This window comes from Leifsonia sp. NPDC014704 (assembly GCF_043083605.1).
In the GTDB taxonomy this organism is placed as follows: Bacteria; Actinomycetota; Actinomycetes; order Actinomycetales; family Microbacteriaceae; genus Leifsonia.
On sequence record NZ_JBIBYW010000002.1, the window covers coordinates 208,650 to 230,273 of the forward strand.

Annotated in this window: 14 protein-coding genes and 3 rRNA genes; 3 read left to right on the plus strand and 14 right to left on the minus strand. The window is 64.6% G+C overall.

Annotated features, from left to right (window positions below):
* Nucleotides 1-22: 22 nt before the first annotated feature.
* Nucleotides 23-1,240 carry an AMP-binding protein gene (locus ACF1AJ_RS12470; protein ID WP_391507649.1) on the minus strand — a complete coding sequence of 406 codons (1,218 nt, stop codon included), beginning with the start codon at nt 1,238-1,240 and terminating at the stop codon, nt 23-25.
* A gap of 9 nt (nt 1,241-1,249) precedes the next feature.
* On the minus strand, nt 1,250-2,161 hold the full coding sequence (locus ACF1AJ_RS12475) for a 1,4-dihydroxy-2-naphthoyl-CoA synthase (protein ID WP_391507650.1): 912 nt from the start codon (nt 2,159-2,161) through the stop codon (nt 1,250-1,252).
* Nucleotides 2,162-2,217: 56 nt separating this feature from the next.
* Here ACF1AJ_RS12475 and ACF1AJ_RS12480 point away from each other — a divergent pair, with 56 nt between their 5' ends.
* Entirely contained in the window at nt 2,218-3,210 is a 993-nt protein-coding gene (locus tag ACF1AJ_RS12480) for an o-succinylbenzoate synthase (RefSeq protein ID WP_391507651.1), read from the plus strand.
* Nucleotides 3,211-3,217: 7 nt separating this feature from the next.
* On the opposite strand, the gene ACF1AJ_RS12485 is transcribed toward ACF1AJ_RS12480, so the two are convergent.
* The 10 genes from ACF1AJ_RS12485 to ACF1AJ_RS12530 form a co-directional block, all read right to left on the minus strand.
* A complete protein-coding gene (locus ACF1AJ_RS12485) occupies nt 3,218-4,237 on the minus strand; it encodes an HAD-IIA family hydrolase (protein ID WP_391507652.1) in 1,020 nt (339 codons plus the stop codon).
* The gene (locus ACF1AJ_RS12490) at nt 4,212-4,823 is read right to left on the minus strand and encodes a hypothetical protein (RefSeq protein WP_391507653.1); all 612 of its coding nucleotides are present in this window, start codon (nt 4,821-4,823) and stop codon (nt 4,212-4,214) included. The genes ACF1AJ_RS12485 and ACF1AJ_RS12490 overlap by 26 nt, the downstream gene beginning before the upstream one ends.
* A 1,402-nt stretch (nt 4,824-6,225) precedes the next feature.
* Nucleotides 6,226-6,342, minus strand: a 5S ribosomal RNA gene (gene rrf, locus ACF1AJ_RS12495).
* A gap of 134 nt (nt 6,343-6,476) precedes the next feature.
* Nucleotides 6,477-9,590, minus strand: a 23S ribosomal RNA gene (locus tag ACF1AJ_RS12500).
* 426 nt (nt 9,591-10,016) lie between these two features.
* A 16S ribosomal RNA gene (locus tag ACF1AJ_RS12505) occupies nt 10,017-11,540 on the minus strand.
* The 16S, 23S and 5S rRNA genes sit together here, the layout of an rRNA operon.
* Nucleotides 11,541-12,237: 697 nt before the next feature.
* Entirely contained in the window at nt 12,238-13,305 is a 1,068-nt protein-coding gene (gene ccsB / locus ACF1AJ_RS12510) for a c-type cytochrome biogenesis protein CcsB (RefSeq protein ID WP_391507654.1), read from the minus strand.
* A 9-nt stretch (nt 13,306-13,314) separates the two neighbouring features.
* Nucleotides 13,315-14,943: a cytochrome c biogenesis protein ResB gene (locus tag ACF1AJ_RS12515; protein ID WP_391507655.1), complete on the minus strand. Its 1,629-nt coding sequence runs from the start codon at nt 14,941-14,943 to the stop codon at nt 13,315-13,317.
* Complete coding sequence (locus ACF1AJ_RS12520) at nt 14,927-15,667, minus strand: cytochrome c biogenesis CcdA family protein (RefSeq protein ID WP_020076057.1); 741 nt, start codon at nt 15,665-15,667, stop codon at nt 14,927-14,929. Before ACF1AJ_RS12520 ends, ACF1AJ_RS12515 begins: the two co-directional genes overlap by 17 nt.
* A gap of 1 nt (nt 15,668) precedes the next feature.
* A complete protein-coding gene (locus tag ACF1AJ_RS12525) occupies nt 15,669-16,286 on the minus strand; it encodes a TlpA disulfide reductase family protein (protein ID WP_391507656.1) in 618 nt (205 codons plus the stop codon).
* Entirely contained in the window at nt 16,283-17,017 is a 735-nt protein-coding gene (locus ACF1AJ_RS12530) for a histidine phosphatase family protein (RefSeq protein ID WP_391507657.1), read from the minus strand. The genes ACF1AJ_RS12525 and ACF1AJ_RS12530 overlap by 4 nt, the downstream gene beginning before the upstream one ends.
* A gap of 152 nt (nt 17,018-17,169) precedes the next feature.
* Between ACF1AJ_RS12530 and ACF1AJ_RS12535 the strand changes: the two genes are divergently transcribed.
* The gene (locus ACF1AJ_RS12535; RefSeq protein WP_391507658.1) at nt 17,170-17,931 is read left to right on the plus strand and encodes a RadC family protein; all 762 of its coding nucleotides are present in this window, start codon (nt 17,170-17,172) and stop codon (nt 17,929-17,931) included.
* Here the strand turns inward: ACF1AJ_RS12535 and aspS are convergent.
* Nucleotides 17,861-19,189, minus strand: coding sequence for an aspartate--tRNA(Asn) ligase (aspS, locus tag ACF1AJ_RS12540; protein ID WP_391507659.1), 1,329 nt, complete (start codon nt 19,187-19,189; stop codon nt 17,861-17,863). The genes ACF1AJ_RS12535 and aspS overlap by 71 nt on opposite strands.
* A 73-nt stretch (nt 19,190-19,262) precedes the next feature.
* Between aspS and ACF1AJ_RS12545 the strand changes: the two genes are divergently transcribed.
* Nucleotides 19,263-20,447, plus strand: coding sequence for an acetyl-CoA C-acetyltransferase (locus ACF1AJ_RS12545; protein WP_391507660.1), 1,185 nt, complete (start codon nt 19,263-19,265; stop codon nt 20,445-20,447).
* 47 nt (nt 20,448-20,494) lie between these two features.
* Here ACF1AJ_RS12545 and ACF1AJ_RS12550 read toward each other — a convergent pair whose 3' ends face one another.
* On the minus strand, nt 20,495-21,622 hold the full coding sequence (locus tag ACF1AJ_RS12550) for a bifunctional 2-methylcitrate synthase/citrate synthase (RefSeq protein ID WP_391507661.1): 1,128 nt from the start codon (nt 21,620-21,622) through the stop codon (nt 20,495-20,497).
* Nucleotides 21,623-21,624: the final 2 nt, after the last annotated feature.

The following is a 21,624-nucleotide window of genomic DNA, read 5'->3' on the forward strand; positions in this document are numbered from 1 at the left end:
GAGCGAATTGTAACGACACGGGCTATGCCTCCGGCGCAGCGGCCAGCCGCGCGAGCGCGACCCGATCCGGCTTGCCGCTGTCCAGCCGGGGGAGGCGGTCGACTTCGACGATCCGGGCCGGCGCGGCCGCACGCCCCAGACGCTCTCTCGCGGCACGGCGCAGCGACTCAAGCGTCGCGACGGATGTCGCGTCGCCGCTCACCTCGACGACCACCACCGGCACCTGTCCCCAGCGCGGATCCTCCGCCGCGACCACGACGGCCTCGTGCAGCCCGGGATGTTCGCGCACCGCCCGCTCGACCGCGTCGAGCAGCACCTTCTCGCCGCCCGAGATGATCACGTTGTCCACGCGACCCAGCACCGTCACGCGGCCGGCGTCGTCCACGGAGCCGAAGTCACCCGTCCGGTACCAGCGAGCATCGTCCGCTTCGTGGAATGCGGCCGCGGTCCGGTCAGGATCGCCCAGGTACCCTTCCGCGAGCATCGGCCCGGAGATCTCCAGCTGCCCTTCGATGCCGCGCACCGTCGCCGTGCCGATCGGGACCCCGTCGTACACGCACCCGCCCGCGGTCTCGCTCGAACCGTAGGTGCTCACGATGCGCGCTCCGATCGTCTCCGCACGCTCGCGCAGCTGCGTCGAGAGCGCCTGTCCGCCGACCAGGATGCCGTCGAACCTCCGCAGCGCGGCCGCCACGGTGCGGGAACCGGCCTCCGCCGCTTCCACCAGCCGCGCCAGTTGAACCGGCACGAGGGATGTGAAGCGCAGGTCGTGGTCGAGCGCTTGCGCGAGGGATGCGAACCGCTCCGCATCGAAGTGCCCTCCACCGTAGAAAACGGGCTCGGTATCGGCGGCGAGCGATCGCACAAGCACCTGCGCGCCCGCCACGTAGTGCGCGGGGAGCGCCAGCAGCCACTGACCCTGCCCGCCGAGAGCACCCGCGGACGCGGCCGCGCTCGCCAGCAGGGCATCCGCCGAGAGAGCCACTCGCTTCGGCACCCCGGTCGATCCGGACGTCTCGATCACGAGCGCCACGTTCTGCGCGACGTGCGCTCCCGCTCTCGGCCACGGCTCCGGCACTGCCCCAGGCTCCGTTGCTGCCCCAGCGTCCGGCACTGATCGAGGGCCGGACGGAGCACTACGAGGCACGACCGCTGCACCGCCGGCGGTCAGCGCCTCCCTCAGAGCGACGAACACCTCTTCCGGCCGCGACGCATCGACGACGCGGAGCTCTCGGGTCATCTCAGGGCCTCAGTACTGCCACGGGAACGGTGACCAGTCCGGATCCCGCTTCTCCAGGAAAGCGTCGCGGCCCTCGACCGCCTCGTCCGTCCCGTACGCGAGCCGCGTCGCCTCCCCCGCGAACAGCTGCTGGCCCACCAGCCCGTCGTCGACCGCATTGAAGGCGTACTTGAGCATCCGGATGGCGGTGGGCGACTTCGTCAGGATCTCGTTCGCCCATTCGACCGCCACGGCCTCCAGCTCCTCATGCGGCACGACGGCGTTGACGGCGCCGCGTTCGTATGCCCGCTGAGCCGAGTACTCCCGCGCCAGGAAGAACACCTCCCGGCCGAACTTCTGGCCGACCTGCCGCGCGAAGTAGGCCGAGCCGTATCCCGCATCGAAGGACCCGACATCGGCATCCGTCTGCTTGAACCGGCCGTGCTCCGCGCTCGCAATCGTGAGATCGCACACGACATGCAGCGAATGGCCGCCGCCGGCCGCCCATCCGGGGACCACCGCGATGACGACCTTCGGCATGAATCGGATGAGGCGCTGCACCTCCAGGATGTGCAGACGACCGCCGCGCGCGGCATCGATGGAGGACGCCGTTTCCCCCTCCGCGTACTTGTAGCCGTCGCGCCCCCGGATCCGCTGGTCGCCGCCCGAGCAGAACGCCCAGCCGCCGTCTTTCGGGCTCGGTCCGTTGCCGGTCAGGAGCACCACTCCGATGTGCGGGTTTGTGCGGGCGTCTTCCAGCACGGCGTAGAGCTCGTCGACCGTGCGCGGGCGGAAGGCGTTCCGCACCTCTGGGCGGTCGAATGCCACCCGTGCGATCCTCCCGCTGACATCGTGATGGTAGGTGATGTCGGTAAGGCCATCGAAGCCGGTGACCTCGCGCCACACCTCCGGGTCGAAGAGTTCTGAGACGTCCGCTTGCATGGATCCAGCCTACGGTTCGCCGTCCCGCGCCGACCGGCTCGTGCAAAACTTGTGGAATGGTGCCGGACCTCGCCGACCTGTTGGCAACTTCACGCGTGGTCTCGCTCCCGATGACCACCCGCTTCCGCGGGATCACGGTGCGCGAGGCGGTGCTCATCGAGGGCCCCTTCGGGTGGACGGAGTTCTCGCCGTTCGTCGAGTACGACGACGAGGAGGCAACTTCCTGGCTGCGTGCGACGATCGACTTTGGCTGGAGGGCGACACCAACGGCACTTCGCGATCGCATCCCCGTGAACGCCACGGTCCCGGCCGTCTCAGCCGACGAGGTGCCTGCGGTGCTTGCTCGGTTCCCCGGCGCCCGGACCGCCAAGGTCAAGGTCGCCGAACGCGGCCAGACCCTGGCCGACGATGTCGCCCGCGTGCGGGCGGTGAGAGATGTGCTCGGCCCCGAGGGCCGCGTGCGCGTCGATGCGAACACGCTCTGGAACCTCGACGAAGCGGAGCACGCCATCCACGCGCTCGCGCCCTTCGACCTCGAATACGTGGAGCAACCGTGCGCGACCATCGACGAGCTCGTCGAGCTGCGGGGCCGCGTCCACTACATGGGCATTCCGATCGCAGCGGATGAGAGTGTGCGGAAGGCCGCCGATCCACTCGCCGTCGCCCGGGCGGGAGCAGCCGACATCGTCATCGTGAAGGCGCAACCTCTGGGCGGAGTGCATGCGGCGCAGCGCATCGTCGCCGAAGCGGGGCTCCCGGCGGTGGTCTCCAGCGCCCTCGACACGTCGGTGGGAATCGCCATGGGAGCGCACCTCGCGGCCTCGCTCCCCGAGCTGGAGTTCGACTGCGGTCTCGGAACGGTCGCCCTTTTCGAGCATGATGTCGCCGATGAACCGCTTGTTCCGGTGGACGGGAGCATCCCGGTCACTCGTCCGACCGTGTCGTCCGCGCGGTTGGACCGGGTGAAGGCCGAACCGGAGCGCATTGAATGGTGGCTCGAGCGGCTCGCACGCTGCCACCGCCTTCTCGAGCGCGGAATCGCACTCTGATTCGGCGTCAGCTGTACAGGCGCTCCGGCACCTCGAGCCCGTAAATCGCCCGGCCTGAGTTCCAGATCGCCGCACACGCTGCGCGAAGGAGGTCGAGCTCATCGCTTCCCTCAGACACGATGCGGACGTCGTTTCCGTCGATCGCGACGGTCGCGTCGCGCACGCTGACCGCGCCGTTCCGCGCCGTCTTGACCTCGGGATAAGGCTCTCCGAGTCCGCGAAGGTCACGCACGATGAACGCGGGCCGCGAGTCGGCATCGGCGGCGAGCAACTGCTTTCCGCCGTCGATCCCGGTGAGCACGAGAACGGAGGCGATACCCGCCCGGTTGGCACCGAGGATGTCCGTGTCGAGGCGGTCACCGATGAAGAGCGGGCTCTGCGCCTGGAAGCGTGCGACCGCCTCGTCGAAGATCGCGCGCTCCGGCTTTCCTGCGACCAGCGGCAGCCGGCCGACCGCGGTGTGGACGGCCGATACCAGAGTCCCGTTTCCCGGAGCGATGCCTCGGGCGACGGGGATCGTCCAGTCCGTGTTGGTGGCGATCCAGGGGCGCTCGTCGTCGGTTCGTCCCTGCAGAGCGAAGGCTGCCTCGGCGAGGTCTGCCCAGCCCACTTCGGGCGAGAAGCCCTGGATGACGGCCGCCGGCGACTCGTCGGCCGAACGGGTCACCGTGAAGCCACCCTTCTCGACCTCGTCGACCAGGCCGTCTCCTCCGACCACCAGGATGCTGGAGCCGGCGGGGACGTGCTGCGCGAGCAGTCGCACGGCAGCCTGGGGAGACGTGACGACGTCGCTCGGCTCAACATGGAGGCCGAGCTGGTTCAGGTGCTCGGCGACGGACGCATCCGTACGCGAGGCGTTGTTCGTGATGTAACCGACTCGCGTGGTTTCAGCCACGGCGTTGAGGCTCTCGACGGCATGCAGGATGGCGTCAGGGCCTTTGTAGACGACGCCGTCCAGGTCGGCGAGGACGAGGTCGGCGCCGTCGAGCGGCGCCCGGCCCTCACTGCTCCGTCGAAACAGGGCCATCGGTCGGCTCACCCTCCTCGTCCTCACCGCTGTCGTCTACCTCACCGCGGTCGTCTTCCTTAGCGCTGTCGTCTGTCTCAGCGCGGTCGTCTTCCTTAGCGCTGTCGTCTGCCTCAGCTCTGTGGTCGTCGACGTCGTCGTCCTCGCTGAGGAGGGCTTCCACCTCGAGCTCGTCCTCGCTGAGGGGAGCCTCGTCGGAGATTTCCTCGGGGTCGAGGAGCACCTCCTCCTCGATAACGTCGATGGTCTCGAGCTCATCGGTCGCGTGTGCCTGGTCGAAGGCCTCTTCGGCCCGCTGCGCCAGTTCGCGCCACCGTGCCGCGTCGGTGTCGCGCCCGAGTTCTTCGAGCACTTCGGCGTAGGCGTGGAAGAGGTCGGCGCTGTACGAGAATGCGCGGGTGGGGTCGAGCTGCGGAATCTCCAGCTCGGCCAACGCCGCTTCCGGCTGTTGGAGGTCGAGGCGAGCACCGGACATGGCGATGGCGAGCGACACCTGCACATCGGCCGGCAGGGTGGCCCGGTCGACGGAGCGTCCGAGTTCGAGGGCGCGGTCGGGACGACCGACACCGCGCTCGCTGTCCACCATCAGCGGCAGCTGGTCATTGAAACCGGAGATGCGACGGTACGTGCGCAGTTCGCGCAGCGCGAGTGCGAAGTCGCCGATCGCGTACGCGGTGATCGCGAGTGTCTCGCGGACCACAGCCACGCGCCCGGCCCGACGTGCCGCCGAGAGAGCGTGCTGGTGAGCAAGCTCGGGGTCCGTCTCGATCAGACGACTCGCCATCACCAGGTGCTTGGCAACCCAATCGGCGTTGTCCTTGCTGAGCGTCTTCAGCTCGACGCGAGCCTCGCCGGGGAGATCCCGGGCTTGAATGTCCTCGGGGATGAGCGGGTCATCATGCCGCGGACGGACGGACTGGAGCTCTCGTGCGAGCTGCGCCTCCTCGTCCGTACGCCAGCTCTCGTCCCGGGCGTCCCGATCGCCTCGCGCCGGACGTCCGTCGCGAGTCCAGAGCCCATCCTTCTGCGGAGGGCGCCCCTGGCGGTCGTTACGGAACCCACCGGAACGCGGCGCATCGCCGGATCGGGTCGGACGATCGTTGCTCCGGCCGCGGTCTCCGCCGCTACGGTAGCGTTCGCTGCCGTCGCCGCGGGGCTTCCACTCGCGCGACTGCCGATCGCTGTCGCCACGGGGCTTCCACTCGCGGGCGCGTCCGTCGTTGTCGCCACGCGGCTTCCACTCGCGAGCGGGACGCCCGTCACTGGATCGCGGCTTCCACTCCCGACCAGTGCCCTCGTTCGATCGTGGCTTCCACTCACGAGCAGGACGCCCGTCGTTGGATCGCGGCTGACGGTCGTCGCGGGAACGTCCGCGGTCCCGGTCGGATCCACCGCGCTCCGTGCGGTCACCGCGGTACTGAGGTGCACCGCCGCGGTCGGAGCGATAGCCGCCCGACCGACGCTCGTCGGAGCCGGAGCCACCGTCGCGGTTGTTACGCCAGTTGCCCCCACCCGATACGGAACGGTCGCGAGATGCGCCTCCACCGGTGCGGGGCCGACCGCCGTGATCCCCATCGTTCCTATTGGGGCGATACCCGTCTCCGCCTGTCCGCGGCCGGCCGCTGTCCGCGCGATCGCTGCGGGCACGATCGCCGTCACCGCTGCGCGACGGACGATATCCGTCGCCTCTCCGCGGTGCGCGGCCGCCTTGGTCTCCGTCACGGGAGGAGCGGTACCCACCGTCCTCGCGCGGGCGCCGGCTCTGGCCCGAGCCTCCACGATCCGGTCGGTACCCGGCGCCGTCGCGACTCGATCGGTCGGGCTGCTGGCGCCGCGGTCGCTCGTTCCGGGCGTTCTCGTCTGCCGGTGTGTCGCTCACGGCTTCTCCTGTCGAGTCGGCGGGTCGAGCCCAGCCTATGCTTCGTGCTGCTACTGACCCCGTTAACGCGAAATGGCCACCCATCACTGGGTGGCCATCTCACAAAGAAGTCCGGCGGTGTCCTACTCTCCCACAGGGTCCCCCCTGCAGTACCATCGGCGCAGAGAGTCTTAGCTTCCGGGTTCGGAATGTAACCGGGCGTTTCCCTCTCGCTATGGCCGCCGAAACACTATTGATGTATCAAAGTGAACGATCAAGCTTTAGCTTGAATCAGTTCTCGACCGTACATCGAGAACCACATAGTGGACGCGAACAATCTTGGCCCCTCATAGCTGCCTTACAACGTTTATGAGAGTGGTGATTATCAAGTTATCGGCTTATTAGTACCGGTCAGCTCCATGGGTCTTTAGTCCCCACTTCCACATCCGGCCTATCAACCCAGTAGTCTAGCTGGGAGCCTCTCGCCCGAAGGCATGGAAATCTCATCTTGAGGCCGGCTTCCCGCTTAGATGCTTTCAGCGGTTATCCATCCCGAACGTAGCTAACCAGCGGTGCTCTTGGCAGAACAACTGGCACACCAGAGGTTCGTCCAACCCGGTCCTCTCGTACTAGGGTCAGATCCTCTCAAATTTCCTACGCGCGCAGCGGATAGGGACCGAACTGTCTCACGACGTTCTAAACCCAGCTCGCGTACCGCTTTAATGGGCGAACAGCCCAACCCTTGGGACCTACTCCAGCCCCAGGATGCGACGAGCCGACATCGAGGTGCCAAACCATGCCGTCGATATGGACTCTTGGGCAAGATCAGCCTGTTATCCCCGAGGTACCTTTTATCCGTTGAGCGACAGCGCTTCCACAAGCCACTGCCGGATCACTAGTCCCGACTTTCGTCCCTGCTCGACTTGTCAGTCTCACAGTCAAGCTCCCTTGTGCACTTACACTCGACACCTGATTGCCAACCAGGTTGAGGGAACCTTTGGGCGCCTCCGTTACTTTTTGGGAGGCAACCGCCCCAGTTAAACTACCCACCAGGCACTGTCCCTGAACCGGATTACGGTTCTAAGTTAGATATCCAGAGTGACCAGAGTGGTATTTCAACATTGACTCCACCGACACTGGCGTGCCGGCTTCAAAGTCTCCCACCTATCCTACACAAGCCACACCGAACACCAATACCAAGCTGTAGTAAAGGTCACGGGGTCTTTCCGTCCTGCTGCGCGTAACGAGCATCTTTACTCGTAGTGCAATTTCGCCGAGTTCGCGGTTGAGACAGCTGGGAAGTCGTTACGCCATTCGTGCAGGTCGGAACTTACCCGACAAGGAATTTCGCTACCTTAGGATGGTTATAGTTACCACCGCCGTTTACTGGGGCTTAAATTCTGAGCTTCGCCGAAGCTAACCCTTCCTCTTAACCTTCCAGCACCGGGCAGGCGTCAGTCCGTATACATCGTCTTGCGACTTGGCACGGACCTGTGTTTTTAGTAAACAGTCGCTTCCCACTGGTCTCTGCGGCCTTCAAACGCTCCAGGAGTAAATCCCTTCACGCCTCAGGCCCCCCTTCTCCCGAAGTTACGGGGGCATTTTGCCGAGTTCCTTAACCACGATTCTCTCGATCTCCTTGGTATTCTCTACCTGACCACCTGAGTCGGTTTGGGGTACGGGCGGCTGGAACCTCGCGTCGATGCTTTTCTTGGCAGCATAGGATCACCCATTTCGTCAATGAAGACTACGCATCGTGCCTGGGCCTATATGAGAGACGGATTTGCCTATCCCTCGGCTTACACACTTACACCGGGACAACCATCGCCCGGCTGGGCTACCTTCCTGCGTCACACCTGTTAATACGCTAGCCGCACCAGCATGGGGTCGAGCGTTAGGCCCGGACCTTCACCCCGAAGGGATCCGTGTCCAGGATTAGGACTCTTAGCACCACTGGATTAGCTTGGGCGGTTCTTCGCCGGTACGGGAATATCAACCCGTTGTCCATCGACTACGCCTGTCGGCCTCGCCTTAGGTCCCGACTTACCCAGGGCGGATTAGCCTGGCCCTGGAACCCTTGGTCTTTCGGAGGACGGGTTTCTCACCCGTCTTTCGCTACTCATGCCTGCATTCTCACTCGTGTGGCGTCCACGGCTGGTTTACACCGCCGCTTCACTCGCCACACGACGCTCTCCTACCCATCAACACGGCTGGACCACGAAGGCCTACCAATAATGTCAATGCCACAACTTCGGTGGCGTGCTTGAGCCCCGTTACATTGTCGGCGCGGAATCACTTGACCAGTGAGCTATTACGCACTCTTTCAAGGGTGGCTGCTTCTAAGCCAACCTCCTGGTTGTCTGTGCAACTCCACATCCTTTCCCACTTAGCACGCGCTTAGGGACCTTAGTTGGTGGTCTGGGTTGTTTCCCTCTCGACGATGAAGCTTATCCCCCACCGTCTCACTGCTGCGCTCTCACTTACCGGCATTCGGAGTTTGGCTGACGTCAGTAACCTTTTGGGGCCCATCGGCCATCCAGTAGCTCTACCTCCGGCAAGAAACACGCAACGCTGCACCTAAATGCATTTCGGAGAGAACCAGCTATCACGAAGTTTGATTGGCCTTTCACCCCTATCCACAGCTCATCCCCTCAGTTTTCAACCTAAGTGGGTTCGGTCCTCCACGACGTCTTACCGTCGCTTCAACCTGGCCATGGATAGATCACTTCGCTTCGGGTCTAGGACATGCGACTGAATCGCCCTATTCAGACTCGCTTTCGCTACGGCTACCCCTCACGGGTTAACCTCGCCACATATCGCTAACTCGCAGGCTCATTCTTCAAAAGGCACGCTGTCACCCCTACAAGGAGGCTCCAACGGTTTGTAAGCAAACGGTTTCAGGTACTATTTCACTCCCCTCCCGGGGTACTTTTCACCTTTCCCTCACGGTACTTGTCCGCTATCGGTCATCTGGGAGTATTTAGGCTTATCAGGTGGTCCTGACAGATTCACACGGGATTTCTCGGGCCCCGTGCTACTTGGGATACTCTTCGCGCCATTGGACCATTTCGGCTACGGGGTTGGCACCCTCTATGACTGGCCTTTCAATACCATTCGCCTATGATCCTTTGTAACGCTTGCAGTTCGGCAGAAGCTGCTGAAAAGTCCCGCAACCCCGACCATGCAACGCCTGCCGGCTATCACACATGATCGGTTTAGCCTCTTCCGGGTTCGCTCGCCACTACTAACGGAATCGCTTTTGCTTTCTCTTCCTGTGGGTACTGAGATGTTTCACTTCCCCACGTTCCCTCTACCCGCCCTATATATTCAGGCGGGAGTCACTGGGTCACCCAAAGGGCCCAGCGGGGTTTCCCCATTCGGAAATCCTCGGATCAAAGTTCGCTTATCAACTCCCCGAGGCTTATCGCAGATTGCTACGTCCTTCTTCGGCTCCAGATGCCAAGGCATCCACCGTTTGCTCTTAGAAACTTGAAATCACATGAGTTTGAATCGATCGGCCCATCCGAAGATGAGCAGATTGACCAATGATCTAATCAGTACTCGAAAGTACTGTGATCATCTTTTGTGATCCGAACCCGAAGGTTCGAATCTAAGATGCTCGCGTCCACTGTGTAGTTCTCAAAGTACGGGCGGTACCTTCTCCGCCGGCCGAGTTATGACCGACAAGAAAAGGTCCAGAGGATTCGGTTCTCATCTTTTCCGATGAGGTCCGGTCCCTCAGGACCCAACAGCGTGCATGTGCGAAGCTTCGCAGTCCGAACCGTTCCTATCCCGAAGGATGTACTGAGTTCGAGCCGATCGGCTCCGCACCAATGTCAATGTTCCACCCATGAGCTAACCGGCTGAGACGTTCGCTCAGATCCGGCGCCTGGACACCCGAGGGTGCCAGTTGCTCCTTAGAAAGGAGGTGATCCAGCCGCACCTTCCGGTACGGCTACCTTGTTACGACTTAGTCCTAATCACCGATCCCACCTTCGACGGCTCCCTCCACAAGGGTTGGGCCACCGGCTTCGGGTGTTACCGACTTTCATGACTTGACGGGCGGTGTGTACAAGGCCCGGGAACGTATTCACCGCAGCGTTGCTGATCTGCGATTACTAGCGACTCCGACTTCATGAGGTCGAGTTGCAGACCTCAATCCGAACTGAGACCGGCTTTTTGGGATTCGCTCCACCTTACGGTATTGCAGCCCTTTGTACCGGCCATTGTAGCATGCGTGAAGCCCAAGACATAAGGGGCATGATGATTTGACGTCATCCCCACCTTCCTCCGAGTTGACCCCGGCAGTCTCCTATGAGTTCCCACCATTACGTGCTGGCAACATAGAACGAGGGTTGCGCTCGTTGCGGGACTTAACCCAACATCTCACGACACGAGCTGACGACAACCATGCACCACCTGTTTACGAGTGTCCAAAGAGTTGACCATTTCTGGCCCGTTCTCGTATATGTCAAGCCTTGGTAAGGTTCTTCGCGTTGCATCGAATTAATCCGCATGCTCCGCCGCTTGTGCGGGCCCCCGTCAATTCCTTTGAGTTTTAGCCTTGCGGCCGTACTCCCCAGGCGGGGCGCTTAATGCGTTAGCTGCGACACGGAAACCGTGGAATGGTCCCCACATCTAGCGCCCAACGTTTACGGCGTGGACTACCAGGGTATCTAATCCTGTTCGCTCCCCACGCTTTCGCTCCTCAGCGTCAGTTACGGCCCAGAGAACTGCCTTCGCCATCGGTGTTCCTCCTGATATCTGCGCATTCCACCGCTACACCAGGAATTCCATTCTCCCCTACCGCACTCTAGTCTGCCCGTACCCACTGCAGGCCCGAGGTTGAGCCTCGGGTTTTCACAGCAGACGCGACAGACCGCCTACGAGCTCTTTACGCCCAATAATTCCGGACAACGCTCGCACCCTACGTATTACCGCGGCTGCTGGCACGTAGTTAGCCGGTGCTTTTTCTGCAGGTACCGTCACTTTCGCTTCTTCCCTACTAAAAGAGGTTTACAACCCGAAGGCCGTCATCCCTCACGCGGCGTTGCTGCATCAGGCTTGCGCCCATTGTGCAATATTCCCCACTGCTGCCTCCCGTAGGAGTCTGGGCCGTGTCTCAGTCCCAGTGTGGCCGGTCACCCTCTCAGGCCGGCTACCCGTCGTAGGCTTGGTGGGCCGTTACCTCACCAACTACCTGATAGGCCGCGAGTCCATCCTTGACCGAAGTTCTTTCCACGTACAGGAGATGCCTCCGTACGTCGTATCCGGTATTAGCTTCCGTTTCCGGAGGTTATCCCAGAGTCAAGGGCAGGTTACTCACGTGTTACTCACCCGTTCGCCACTAATTCCCCAGAGCAAGCTCCGGGTTCATCGTTCGACTTGCATGTGTTAAGCACGCCGCCAGCGTTCGTCCTGAGCCAGGATCAAACTCTCCGTAAAATGTTTAGCTCCACGATCGCAAGCGACCGGGAAACATAGTGCAGGCGTGGACAGGAAATATGTCCGCGCACTGCGAGTTTGTCTTGACTAGTTTCGAATATCTACTGACATTCTGTTTCTAATCCAAAGGAATCTCGCATCGACCACTAGACTAGGTCTAGACAGTCAATGCCGAGGTTGTTTGGCATTTGACATTGTGCACGCTGTTGAGTTCTCAAGGATCGGACGCTCTCGCCTTCCAGCCTGTCGGCTTTCTCTGCGAGGCAACTTCTCTACCTTACCACTCTCAGTCAGTTTGTCAAGTCGGCGTTTCGCGTTCCTCGTTGGCCCGATATGTGGTGGGCACAACCGATCACACGATCCGAACCGGTCAGACCTGCTCAGTGAGTGGGTGTTAATCCTAAGCGCAGCAACCGAACTAATTCAAGTTCAGGTTTGCCGCTAGGCTAAGGATTTGGTCCCGCTTGAGGCCGGGGAGCTCTTCCGCTCTCCCGCACCTTTGGGGTGACAAGTAAGTACTTTACGCAGGCCTCCGTGGACGTGCAAATTCCGCCCGCAGCCCGGGCGTGTCGCGCTTGACATCCCCGCAATTCCGCGGATCTGTCCTGGCGGCGTCACCGCCGAGGCCCTGAACGCAAGAACCCCCTCGAGGCCGAAGCTCCGAGGGGGTTCTCTCCGTGCGGCGGGATCTTCGGGCTCACAGTCCCGAGTACGCGTGCAGTCCGTGGAAGAACACGTTCACGATCCCGAAGTTGAAGAGCACGGCCGCGAACCCGATGATCGCAAGCCATGCGGACCGCGACCCGCGCCATCCGCGGGTAGCGCGCGCGTGGATGTAACCGGCGTAGATCACCCAGATGATGAACGTCCAGACTTCCTTGGTGTCCCAACCCCAGTACCGGCCCCACGCCTTCTCGGCCCAGATGGCACCGGCAATGAGTGTGAAGGTCCAGGCGATGAAGCCCACGATGTTGATCCGGTAGGCCAGGTTCTCGAGAGCCACCGAACTCGGCAGGGTAGCCAGGAAGCGGAACTGCTGCGGCCGCGACTCGGCGACTTGCCGTTCGCGGCGGTACTGCAGCAGTTGCAACCCCGACAGCGCGAACCCGAGCGCGAAGAACGCCGTACCCAAGACGGCCACGATGATGTGAATGACGAGCCAGTACGACTGGAGCGCCGGCTGCAACGGGACCACCGGCACGTAGTACCGCAGCAGCGCGATCCCCTGCAGCACCAGCACCAACCCGAGCACGAACGTCCCGACGTACTTGATCTGCCACTTGAGGTTGGCCACCAGGAAGACTCCGATGATGACGAGCGTGCCCGTCATCGAGAACTCCCACATGTTGGCCCACGGCACGCGAGCAGCCGCGATGCCCCTCAGCACGACCGCGACCAGATGGAACGCGAAGCCGATGATCGTGAGCGCGAACGCCCACCGCATCGAGACGGAGTTCGCCGACCCGTTCACCAGGTCGTCCTCGACCCGGCTGCTGATGCGAGACGACAGACGGCCGAGCGCCGAAGACGGCTCCGGCGGCGCGTCGCTCGCGCCCCCGCCGATCACGGTCGTCGTGGGGGCCCCCACCGGGGCGGCCACCTCAGCTCGGCGCGCTACCGCGCTCGGAACCACGGCGGCTTCGACGGCGGTCGCTCGCGCCCCCCGACGCGCGAGGTCGAGCGCGAAGGCGATGAACGCCGCCGCGTAGAGTCCCATCGCCGCGTACAAGAACACGGTCGACAGCTGAGCGAGTGTCTCGGTCACAATGCAAGCCTAAGTCTTCGGGGAGCCGGCCAGGGCTCGGGAATGCTGATCGGCGACCGCGGTCACGGCTGCCAGGAGGTTGGGGTCCTCGCCGCGGGCGAGCCCGGCGTACTCGAGCGTCAGAGAGCCGTCCGGGTTCTCCACCGCCTTCACCCAGAGCCGACGCCGGGGAACGAACAACGACGTGAGCAGCCCGGCGAGGATCAGGATCGCGAACACCAGCACCCAGATCTGGGCCGGATCATGGTGCACCTCCAGGGTCGCGAACCGCTTGACGCCGTCGAGGGAGATTGTGCCGAGCCCGTTCGGGAGCTCCACCGTCTGCCCCGGCTTCAGCTGCAGGGCCTTCGTCTTGGTCGGCGGGCCGGCCAGCTGCTCGAGGGTGTCGGTATTGAGGCTGTACACGGACTGCGGGACGCCGTCGTCGACGCCGAGATCGCCCGCGTAGACGTTGAGGCTCAAGACGGGATCGTTCAGTCCGGGGAACTTCGACGCCAACGCGCCTCCCCCGGTCGAGCTCTCGGTGACGGTCGGATAGAAGAACCCGATCATCCCGACCTGCTGCTTCAAGCCGTCAGGCACCTTCACGAAACCAAGAGACGTCAAATTGGGGTCCGCCTGCGGGATGAACGGGACCGAGTCGTTGAACACCACGTTGCCCGCCGGGTCCTTCACCGTGATGGTCGGTGCGTAGCCGTTGCCCAGGAGGTACACGTTCGTCCCGCCGATCGCGAGCGGGTCGTTCACCTTGATCGTGGTGTCCGAGGACGCATCCCCCGGTCCCGTGGTCTTCACATGCGCCGTGTAGTCGAGCGGCGTGCCGATCGCATCCCGGTTCTTGGTCTCGTACGCCACATCCAGCTTGTCCACCGCGATCGAGAACGGGACCAGCGACGCGTCGTTGAAGAACCGGCCCGGGTTGAACGAGTTGTACGACGGCAGGCTGTTCACGAAGCTCTGCCCCTCGACCACGATCTTCTGGCCGGTGTAACCGAAGCCGCCGCCCACGCCGATCGCCAGCAGAACACCGAGCAGGGCGATGTGGAAGACCAGGTTGCCGGTCTCGCGCAGATAGCCGCGCTCCGCCGAGACCGACGTCGACCGAGCGTCCTGATACAGGGCGACCCGATAGCGATTCGCCTTCAGCACATCACGGGCGGTGAGGATCGGATCCGGCGCGTCCGGGCGAAGCGTCGCGGGAAGGACGCGCGCTTGGAAGCCCGACATGCGCGTCAGGCGCACCGGCGTCCGCGGCGGCTTCGCGCGCATCGCCTCGAAGTGGTGGCGCGTGCGGGGGATGATGCAGCCGATCAGGGAGGCGAACAGCAGCAGGTAGATCGCCGAGAACCACACGGACGTGTAGACGTCGAAGAACTGCAGCTTGTCGAGCACGGGAGCAAGGGACGGGTTCTCGCTGAAGTACTTGGTGACGCCGTTGGGGTCGGAGCTCCGCTGCGGGACGAGGGACCCGGGAACGGCCGCGATCGCTAGCAGCAGCAGCAGGAACAGGGCCGTGCGCATGCTCGTGAGCTGCCGCCAGAACCAGCGGATCCACCCGAGCGGTCCCAGCTTCGGCTGGACGACCTCCGGGTCCTCCCGCTGGGGAGGTGCGTCGATGTGATCAGAGGGCCGGCTCAAAACCTTGGATCACCGCCAAGAACTGGGACATGAGCTCGCTCCACAGGCCCGTGACCATCAGGACCCCGATGGCCACGAGCAGGACGCCGCCGATGATGTTGATGACACGGATGTGCCGCTTGATGAACGCGACGGACCCCGCCACCCAGTCGAAGCCGAGGGCCACGAGGAGGAACGGGATGCCGAGGCCGATGCAGTAGAACAGCCCGAGCAGCGCGCCGCGCCACGGCGAACCGCTTCCGACGCTCAATGCGCTGATGGCGGCGAGCGTGGGTCCGATGCACGGCGTCCATCCCAGTCCGAAGACGATTCCGAGAAGCGGAGCGCCGATCAGCCCGGTCGCCGGCCGCCACGACGGTTTGATGGTCCTCTGCAGGAAGGAGAACTGGCCGATGAACACCAGCCCCATGACGATCACCAGGGCTCCAAGAACGCGGACGACGACATCCTGCCAGCGCACGAGCCAGTAGCCGAGCGCACCGAATGCCGCTCCGTAGGCGACGAACACGATGGCGAACCCCAGGACGAACAGCGCAACACCGGTCAGCACTCGGGAGCGATCGCGCTTCGCGCCTGGATCGCTCATCCCGCCGACATAGGCCAGGTATCCCGGGACCAGCGGGAGCACGCAGGGGGAGGCGAAGGAGACCAGCCCCGCGAGGAGGGCGATCGGCAGCGCCAGCAGAAGCTGACCGCTGAAGACGATCTGACCGACGTCGCCCACGTCAGTTCTCGGCCACGGCGTCGGAGATGAGCGAGTCGAGGATGCTCTTGTCGGGGATCGCACCGAGGATGCGCGCGGCGACGCGTCCCTTCTTGTCGACGACCAGCGTCGTCGGGGTGGCCTTCGGTGGGACGGTCTTGCTGAACGCGAGGAGGACGGAGCCGGTGTCGCGGTCGAGCACGGACGGGTACGTGACGCCCTTCTCCTTCTCGAAGCTCTCCGCGGTCTGCGCCGAGTCGTACAGGTTGACGCCGAGGAAGCCCACGCCCTGCGGCTTGTACTTGTTGCTCAGCGATTCGAGATCGGGGGCCTCGACCCGGCACGGCGGGCAGCCGGCGTACCAGAAGTTCACGACGAGGACCTTGCCCGCGTAGTCGGCCGAGGACACCGTGCTGCCGTCCTGCAGTTTGCCCGTGAAGGAGACCGCGTCACCGCGGTTACCTGGGGCGAACTCGCTGACCGTGCCATCCCCCGCGATGTAGTTCTGGCCGTTGCCCGAGCGGTACTGGTTCGCGAGGCTGTCGTTGGCGGTGCAGCCGGAGAGCGCGAGCGCGGTCGCCGCAGCGAGGGCGGCGGTGGGCAGCAGGATGCGCGAGCAGAGACGGGACACGGTGCTCACACCGCCCCCACATCGGTGGCGGCGGCCTGGAGGCTCGCGGCGGGTTCGACGTAGCCGACCTCGACGAGACGCTGCGCTTCGGGGGTCCGGCCCGGGTGGAGGGGGTGTGCGGGCTGCTCCGTCGTGGACTCCGCGCCGACTTCGGGCGTCGAGGTTGCGATCGGCGACTCGGCGGTCACGCGCTCGAACGTCGTGATGCTCGACAGAGCGCAGCGGCGCTTGCGTGGGTCGTGGGGGTAGCGCTCGCCGGCGACGGAGAGGTGAGCGACCCAGATCGGCAGCTGGTGGCTGACCAGGACGACATCGCCCGACTCGACGGAGTCGAAGGCGTCGTGGATGGCGGCGAGCATCCGCCGCTCGATGCTCGTGTAGGCCTCGCCCCAGCTCGGGCGAAGCGGGTTGATCAAGAAGGGCCAATACTGGGGATTGCGGACCGCGCGCTTCATGCGCGTTCCCTCGAAGCGATTGGTCGGCTCGATGATCCGCTCATCGATGATCGGATCGAGGCCGAAGGCTGCAGCCACGGGGGCCGCGGACTCGCGGGTGCGCTGGAGCGGCGAGACGCGGAGTGCGCTGATCGGACGGGACCGTTCGCGCAGGTCGTCCGCCGCGGCCTGGGCCATGCGGTGGCCGAGTTTGGAGAGGCCGAATCCCGGCAGCCTGCCGTACAGGATGCCGTCGGGATTGAACACCTCGCCATGACGGACGAGGTGAACCTGGCTCGCTACCACCGCTCCAGTCTACGGAGGGGGTTCCCTTGAATTCACTGAGCGCCCGCGGGGCTCGCGTGATAGGAACCGTCCACAGGCTGAGAGGACTCGCACTTCTCCACAGATTCCCGGCGTCGCGTCCGGTTCGCGGGGCGGCTTCGTAGCGTCGACTCATGGCCGACGACGAAGAAGAGGAAGTGGCTCTTGCGAACATCCCGAACCACGACCGCCCCCGTGAGCGGATGCGGCGACTGGGCGTCGGGTCCCTCACCGACGACGAGGTACTCGCCCTGGTGCTGGGGTCCGGACAGACAGGACGCAGCGTTCTCGCGCTTGCGCGATCCGTGCTCCGCCGGACCGGCGGATTCCCGGGGCTGGCGACGATGGACTTCGCTCGGCTCGAGCAATTACCGGGCGTCGGCCCTGCGACAGCCGGGCGGCTGGTGGCGATCATCGAGATCTGGCGACGCGCCGGCGCCTCTTCAGCCTGGACCCGGCTTACGGATCATAAGGCGGTCGCCGATGTTGTCCGTCCGGAGCTGCTGCATCGCGACTCGGAGCGCTTCGTGGTGGTTGTCGCCGACCGCGCCTCGCGTCCGCTCGAACTGGTGCTCCTGCACGACGGCGGTGTGGATGAGACCAGTGTTCAACCGGCGGACGTGCTTCAGGCGGTGCTCACGCGCGGCGGCCGATCGTTCGCGGTCGCGCACAACCATCCGTCCGGCGTGCTCGACGCATCCGTCGCAGACCTCATGCTCACGCGGCGGCTCGATCAATCCGCCGCGACGCTCGGGCTTCGCTTCCTGGGGCACGTCCTGGTGGCGGGCGACAGCTGGAAGGCTCTGCCCACCGCCGGTTCCGGCGCTACGGCGTCAGGCGGGTCGGCCCGCGGAAGAGATAGGTCGTCTCGCGCAGGTTCGAGAGGTGCAGCATGAGCATCAGCACGCGCGCCAGGCCCATCCCGAAACCGCCGTGCGGCGGGATGCCGTACCGGAAGAACGCCAGGACGTCCTCGAGCTCCTCGACCGAGAGGCCCTTCTCGACGGCCTGCTTCTCAAGGATGTCGACGCGGTGCTCGCGCTGAGCCCCCGTCGAAATCTCGACGCCGTTGAAGATCAAGTCATAGCTGCGCGTGATCGACGGGTCCTCGGGATGACGCATGTGATAGTACGGGCGGATGCTTGCCGCGTAGTCCGTCAGGAAGACGAACTCGTGCCCATACGTCTCCTTGACGTACGCGGAGATCTGGCGCTCGCCCTCAGGGTCCATGTCGTCGTCCTCGCGCTGCACCTCGTAGCCGCGCTCGGCGACGATGCGCTTCGCCTCGGCCAGGGGGATGCGCGGGAACGGCGTCGACGGGACGGTGATCTCGACGCCGAAGAGACGCTCGATCTCCTCGCCGTGCTTCTCCTTGACGGCGGTGAAACCGGCGACCAGGAGGTCCTCGTGCACCTTCATGACGTCTTCGTGGCTGTCGATCCAGCTGATCTCCGTGTCGACGCTCGTGAACTCGGTAGCGTGCCGGCTGGTGAAGCTGGGGTCAGCGCGGAACGCCGGGCCGATCTCGAAGACGCGGCCGAATCCGGCCGCCTGCGCCATCTGCTTGAAGATCTGAGGGCTCTGCGCCAGGTAGGCGGTGGTCTCGAAGTACGGCAACTCGAAGAGCTCGGCGCGCGACTCGGAAGCCGAGGCCATCAGCTTGGGGGTGTGGATCTCGACGAAGCCGTTCTCCACCCAGTACTGGCGGAGTGCGTGCTCGAACGTGGTCTGCACGCGGAAGATGAGGTTGTGGCGCGGGTCGCGCAGGTCGAGGAAGCGCCAGTCCATGCGCTTGTCGATACCGCTGTCGGCCGCGATCGGCGTCTCGGGGATGGCGGCCGTCTCCACCTCGAGGGAGGTCAGCTTGATCTCGATGCCCCCGAGCTTGACGCGCTCGTCGTGCTTCAGCTCCCCGGTGGCTCGAACGAAGCTGCCCTGCGAGAGGCCGGAGATGGTGGTCGCTGGTTCGTCCGCGATCACTGCGCCGTCGTTACCGACAGTGCGCGGGTTGACCAGCTGGACGGCTCCCGACTCGTCGCGCAGAACGACGAACTGCACCTTCTTCTGGTCGCGGACGGTCTCGACCCATCCGGCGACGCTCACGGGGCCGTCGGGAAGAGCGGCCAGGTCCTTGATCAAAACGCGTGCAGTCACGAGCCCCAAGCCTACCGGTGCGCCCGTCGTGCGCGGTGTGACAATGGGAGGACAAGGCACGAAGGAGTAGCCCATGAGTACCGACGACGTCGTCATCCTGTCCGCCGCCCGCACCCCGCTGGGGAAGATCAAGGGGGCGCTCGCCTCGCTGACCGCGGTGCAATTGGGAACGATCGCCGTGAAGCAAGCCCTCGAGCGGTCGGGGATCGGAGCCGAGGCAGTCGACACGGTGCTCTTCGGCCAGGTGCTGCAGGCCGGTGCCGGACAGAACCCCGCCCGGCAGACGGCAATCGGTGCGGGGATCGGCTGGGATGTCCCGGCTACGACGATCAACAAGGTGTGCCTGTCGGGCCTCGCCGCCGTGATCGACGCCGCACGACTGATCCGCACCGGGGAGGCGACGGTGGTCGTGGCTGGAGGGCAGGAGTCGATGACGAACGCGCCTCACATCCTGCCCGGCTCACGACTCGGCTGGAACTACGGGTCCATCCAGGCGCTCGACTCGGCCGCACACGACGGGCTCACGGATGCCTTCGACGGTATCTCGATGGGGGCGTCGACAGAGAGCTACACGGAGAAGCTCGGGCTGACGAGGGAGGCGCAGGACGACTTCGCAGCACGATCGCATCAACGCGCGGGAGCGGCCGCCGACGCCGGAGTCTTCGACGACGAGATCGCGCCCGTCACCATCCCGCAGCGCAAAGGCGAGCCGCTCGTCGTGCGGACCGACGAGGGCGTTCGACCAGACTCGACGGCCGAGACGCTCTCGCGGCTGCGACCGAGCTTCGCCGAGGGCGGGACTCTCACGGCCGGCAATTCCTCTCCCCTCAGCGACGGGGCCGCGGCCTTGGTGCTGACCAGTCGCGAGAACGCCGAGCGCCTTGGACTGCCATGGCTGGCTCTCGTGGGAGCGAGCGGGCAGGTCGCCGGACCGGACAACTCGCTGCACTCGCAGCCGTCCCGCGCGATCGATGCAGCCCTCAAGCGGGCGAACTGGGATGTGTCGGAGCTCGACCTGGTCGAGATCAACGAGGCGTTCGCGGCCGTGGCGCTGCAGTCGATGTCCGACCTGGGGCTCGATCCGGAACGAGTGAACCTGCACGGCGGCGCGATCGCGCTCGGACACCCCATCGGCGCGTCGGGCGCCCGGCTCGCCGGACACGCGGCGCACGAGTTGGCTCGACGTGGTTCCGGGCGAGCTGCGGTCGCGCTGTGCGGCGGTGGTGGGCAGGGAGACGCGCTGCTGCTCTACCGCTGATCGAACGCTGCCGAGGGCTACTTGCACCCGGAGCGCCGACCCGAAGGTCAGCGCTCCAGGTGACGCTCCGCCAGGCCGGTGTACTGCGACAACGGACGGATCAACGAGTTGGCGGCGTACTGCTCGAAGATGTGCGCCGTCCAGCCGGTGACGCGGGCCGCTGCGAAAAGCGGCGTGAACGTCTCGGTGTCGAAGCCCATCAGGTTGTAAGCCGGACCGGACGGATAGTCCAGATTCGGCTTGATGTTCTTGCGCTCGCCCATCGCGCTCTCCAGAGCGTCGTACAGGTCGAGGAGGTCGCGGCGGTCGTAGTGCTCCGCGAGGACCACCAGCGACGCGCGCATCGTGGGGACGCGGGAGTCGCCGTTCTTGTACACGCGATGGCCGAAGCCCATGATCTTGCGCTTCTCGGCCAGAGCCGCGTCGAGCCACGCCTCTGCGCGATCGGCGCTTTGGATCTCGTCGAAAGCATGCATGACGGCCTCGTTCGCTCCGCCATGGAGCGGACCCTTCAACGCCCCGATGGCACCGGTCACCGCCGAGTAGACATCCGACAGCGTGGAGGCGATCACCCGAGCGGTGAACGTCGACGCGTTGAACGAGTGCTCCGCGTACAGGATGAGAGAGACGCGGAACGCGTCCACGACCACGTCGTCCGGCACCTCGCCGAACGTCATCCAGAGGAAGTTGCGCGAGTAGTCGAGGTCGTCGCGCGGCTCCACCACATCGAGACCACGGCGGCGGCGCTGGATGTACGCCACGATTGCGGGCAACTGCGCGAAGAGGTAGACGGCCCGACCCTCGTTGAGTTCTGGATCGAGGATGCTGTCGGCCTGCTGCAGCGTGGAGTCGAGGCCGCCGAGCTGGCTGACCGCGGTTCGCAGGGCGTCCATCGGGTGGGCCGACACCGGGATGTCATCCAGCGCGCGGCGTGTGCGGTCGTCCAGGCGACGCAGCGACCGCTCCAGGGACTCGAAGGCGACCAGCTCGTCGGCCGTCGGCAGCTCGCCGTGCCACAGCAGGTAGGCCACCTCTTCGAACGAGCAGTGCGCCGCCAGCTCCTGGACCGGGTAGCCGCGATACAGCAGCGAGTTCGTCTGCGGGTTCACCGAGGAGATGGTCGTCGTGTCCACGACGACGCCGGCGAGGCCCTTGTGGATCTCGGGGTCGGTCATGT

Excerpts from the sequence above, each read along its gene's own strand:
- ACF1AJ_RS12470 (WP_391507649.1), bottom strand. The coding sequence starts at position 1,240 with ATGACCCGAGAGCTCCGCGTCGTCGATGCGTCGCGGCCGGAAGAGGTG.
- ACF1AJ_RS12475 (WP_391507650.1), bottom strand. The coding sequence starts at position 2,161 with ATGCAAGCGGACGTCTCAGAACTCTTCGACCCGGAGGTGTGGCGCGAG.
- ACF1AJ_RS12480 (WP_391507651.1), top strand. The coding sequence starts at position 2,218 with ATGGTGCCGGACCTCGCCGACCTGTTGGCAACTTCACGCGTGGTCTCG.
- ACF1AJ_RS12485 (WP_391507652.1), bottom strand. The coding sequence starts at position 4,237 with ATGGCCCTGTTTCGACGGAGCAGTGAGGGCCGGGCGCCGCTCGACGGC.
- ACF1AJ_RS12490 (WP_391507653.1), bottom strand. The coding sequence starts at position 4,823 with ATGGTGGACAGCGAGCGCGGTGTCGGTCGTCCCGACCGCGCCCTCGAA.
- ACF1AJ_RS12535 (WP_391507658.1), top strand. The coding sequence starts at position 17,170 with ATGGCCGACGACGAAGAAGAGGAAGTGGCTCTTGCGAACATCCCGAAC.
- ACF1AJ_RS12545 (WP_391507660.1), top strand. The coding sequence starts at position 19,263 with ATGAGTACCGACGACGTCGTCATCCTGTCCGCCGCCCGCACCCCGCTG.
- ACF1AJ_RS12550 (WP_391507661.1), bottom strand. The coding sequence starts at position 21,622 with ATGACCGACCCCGAGATCCACAAGGGCCTCGCCGGCGTCGTCGTGGAC.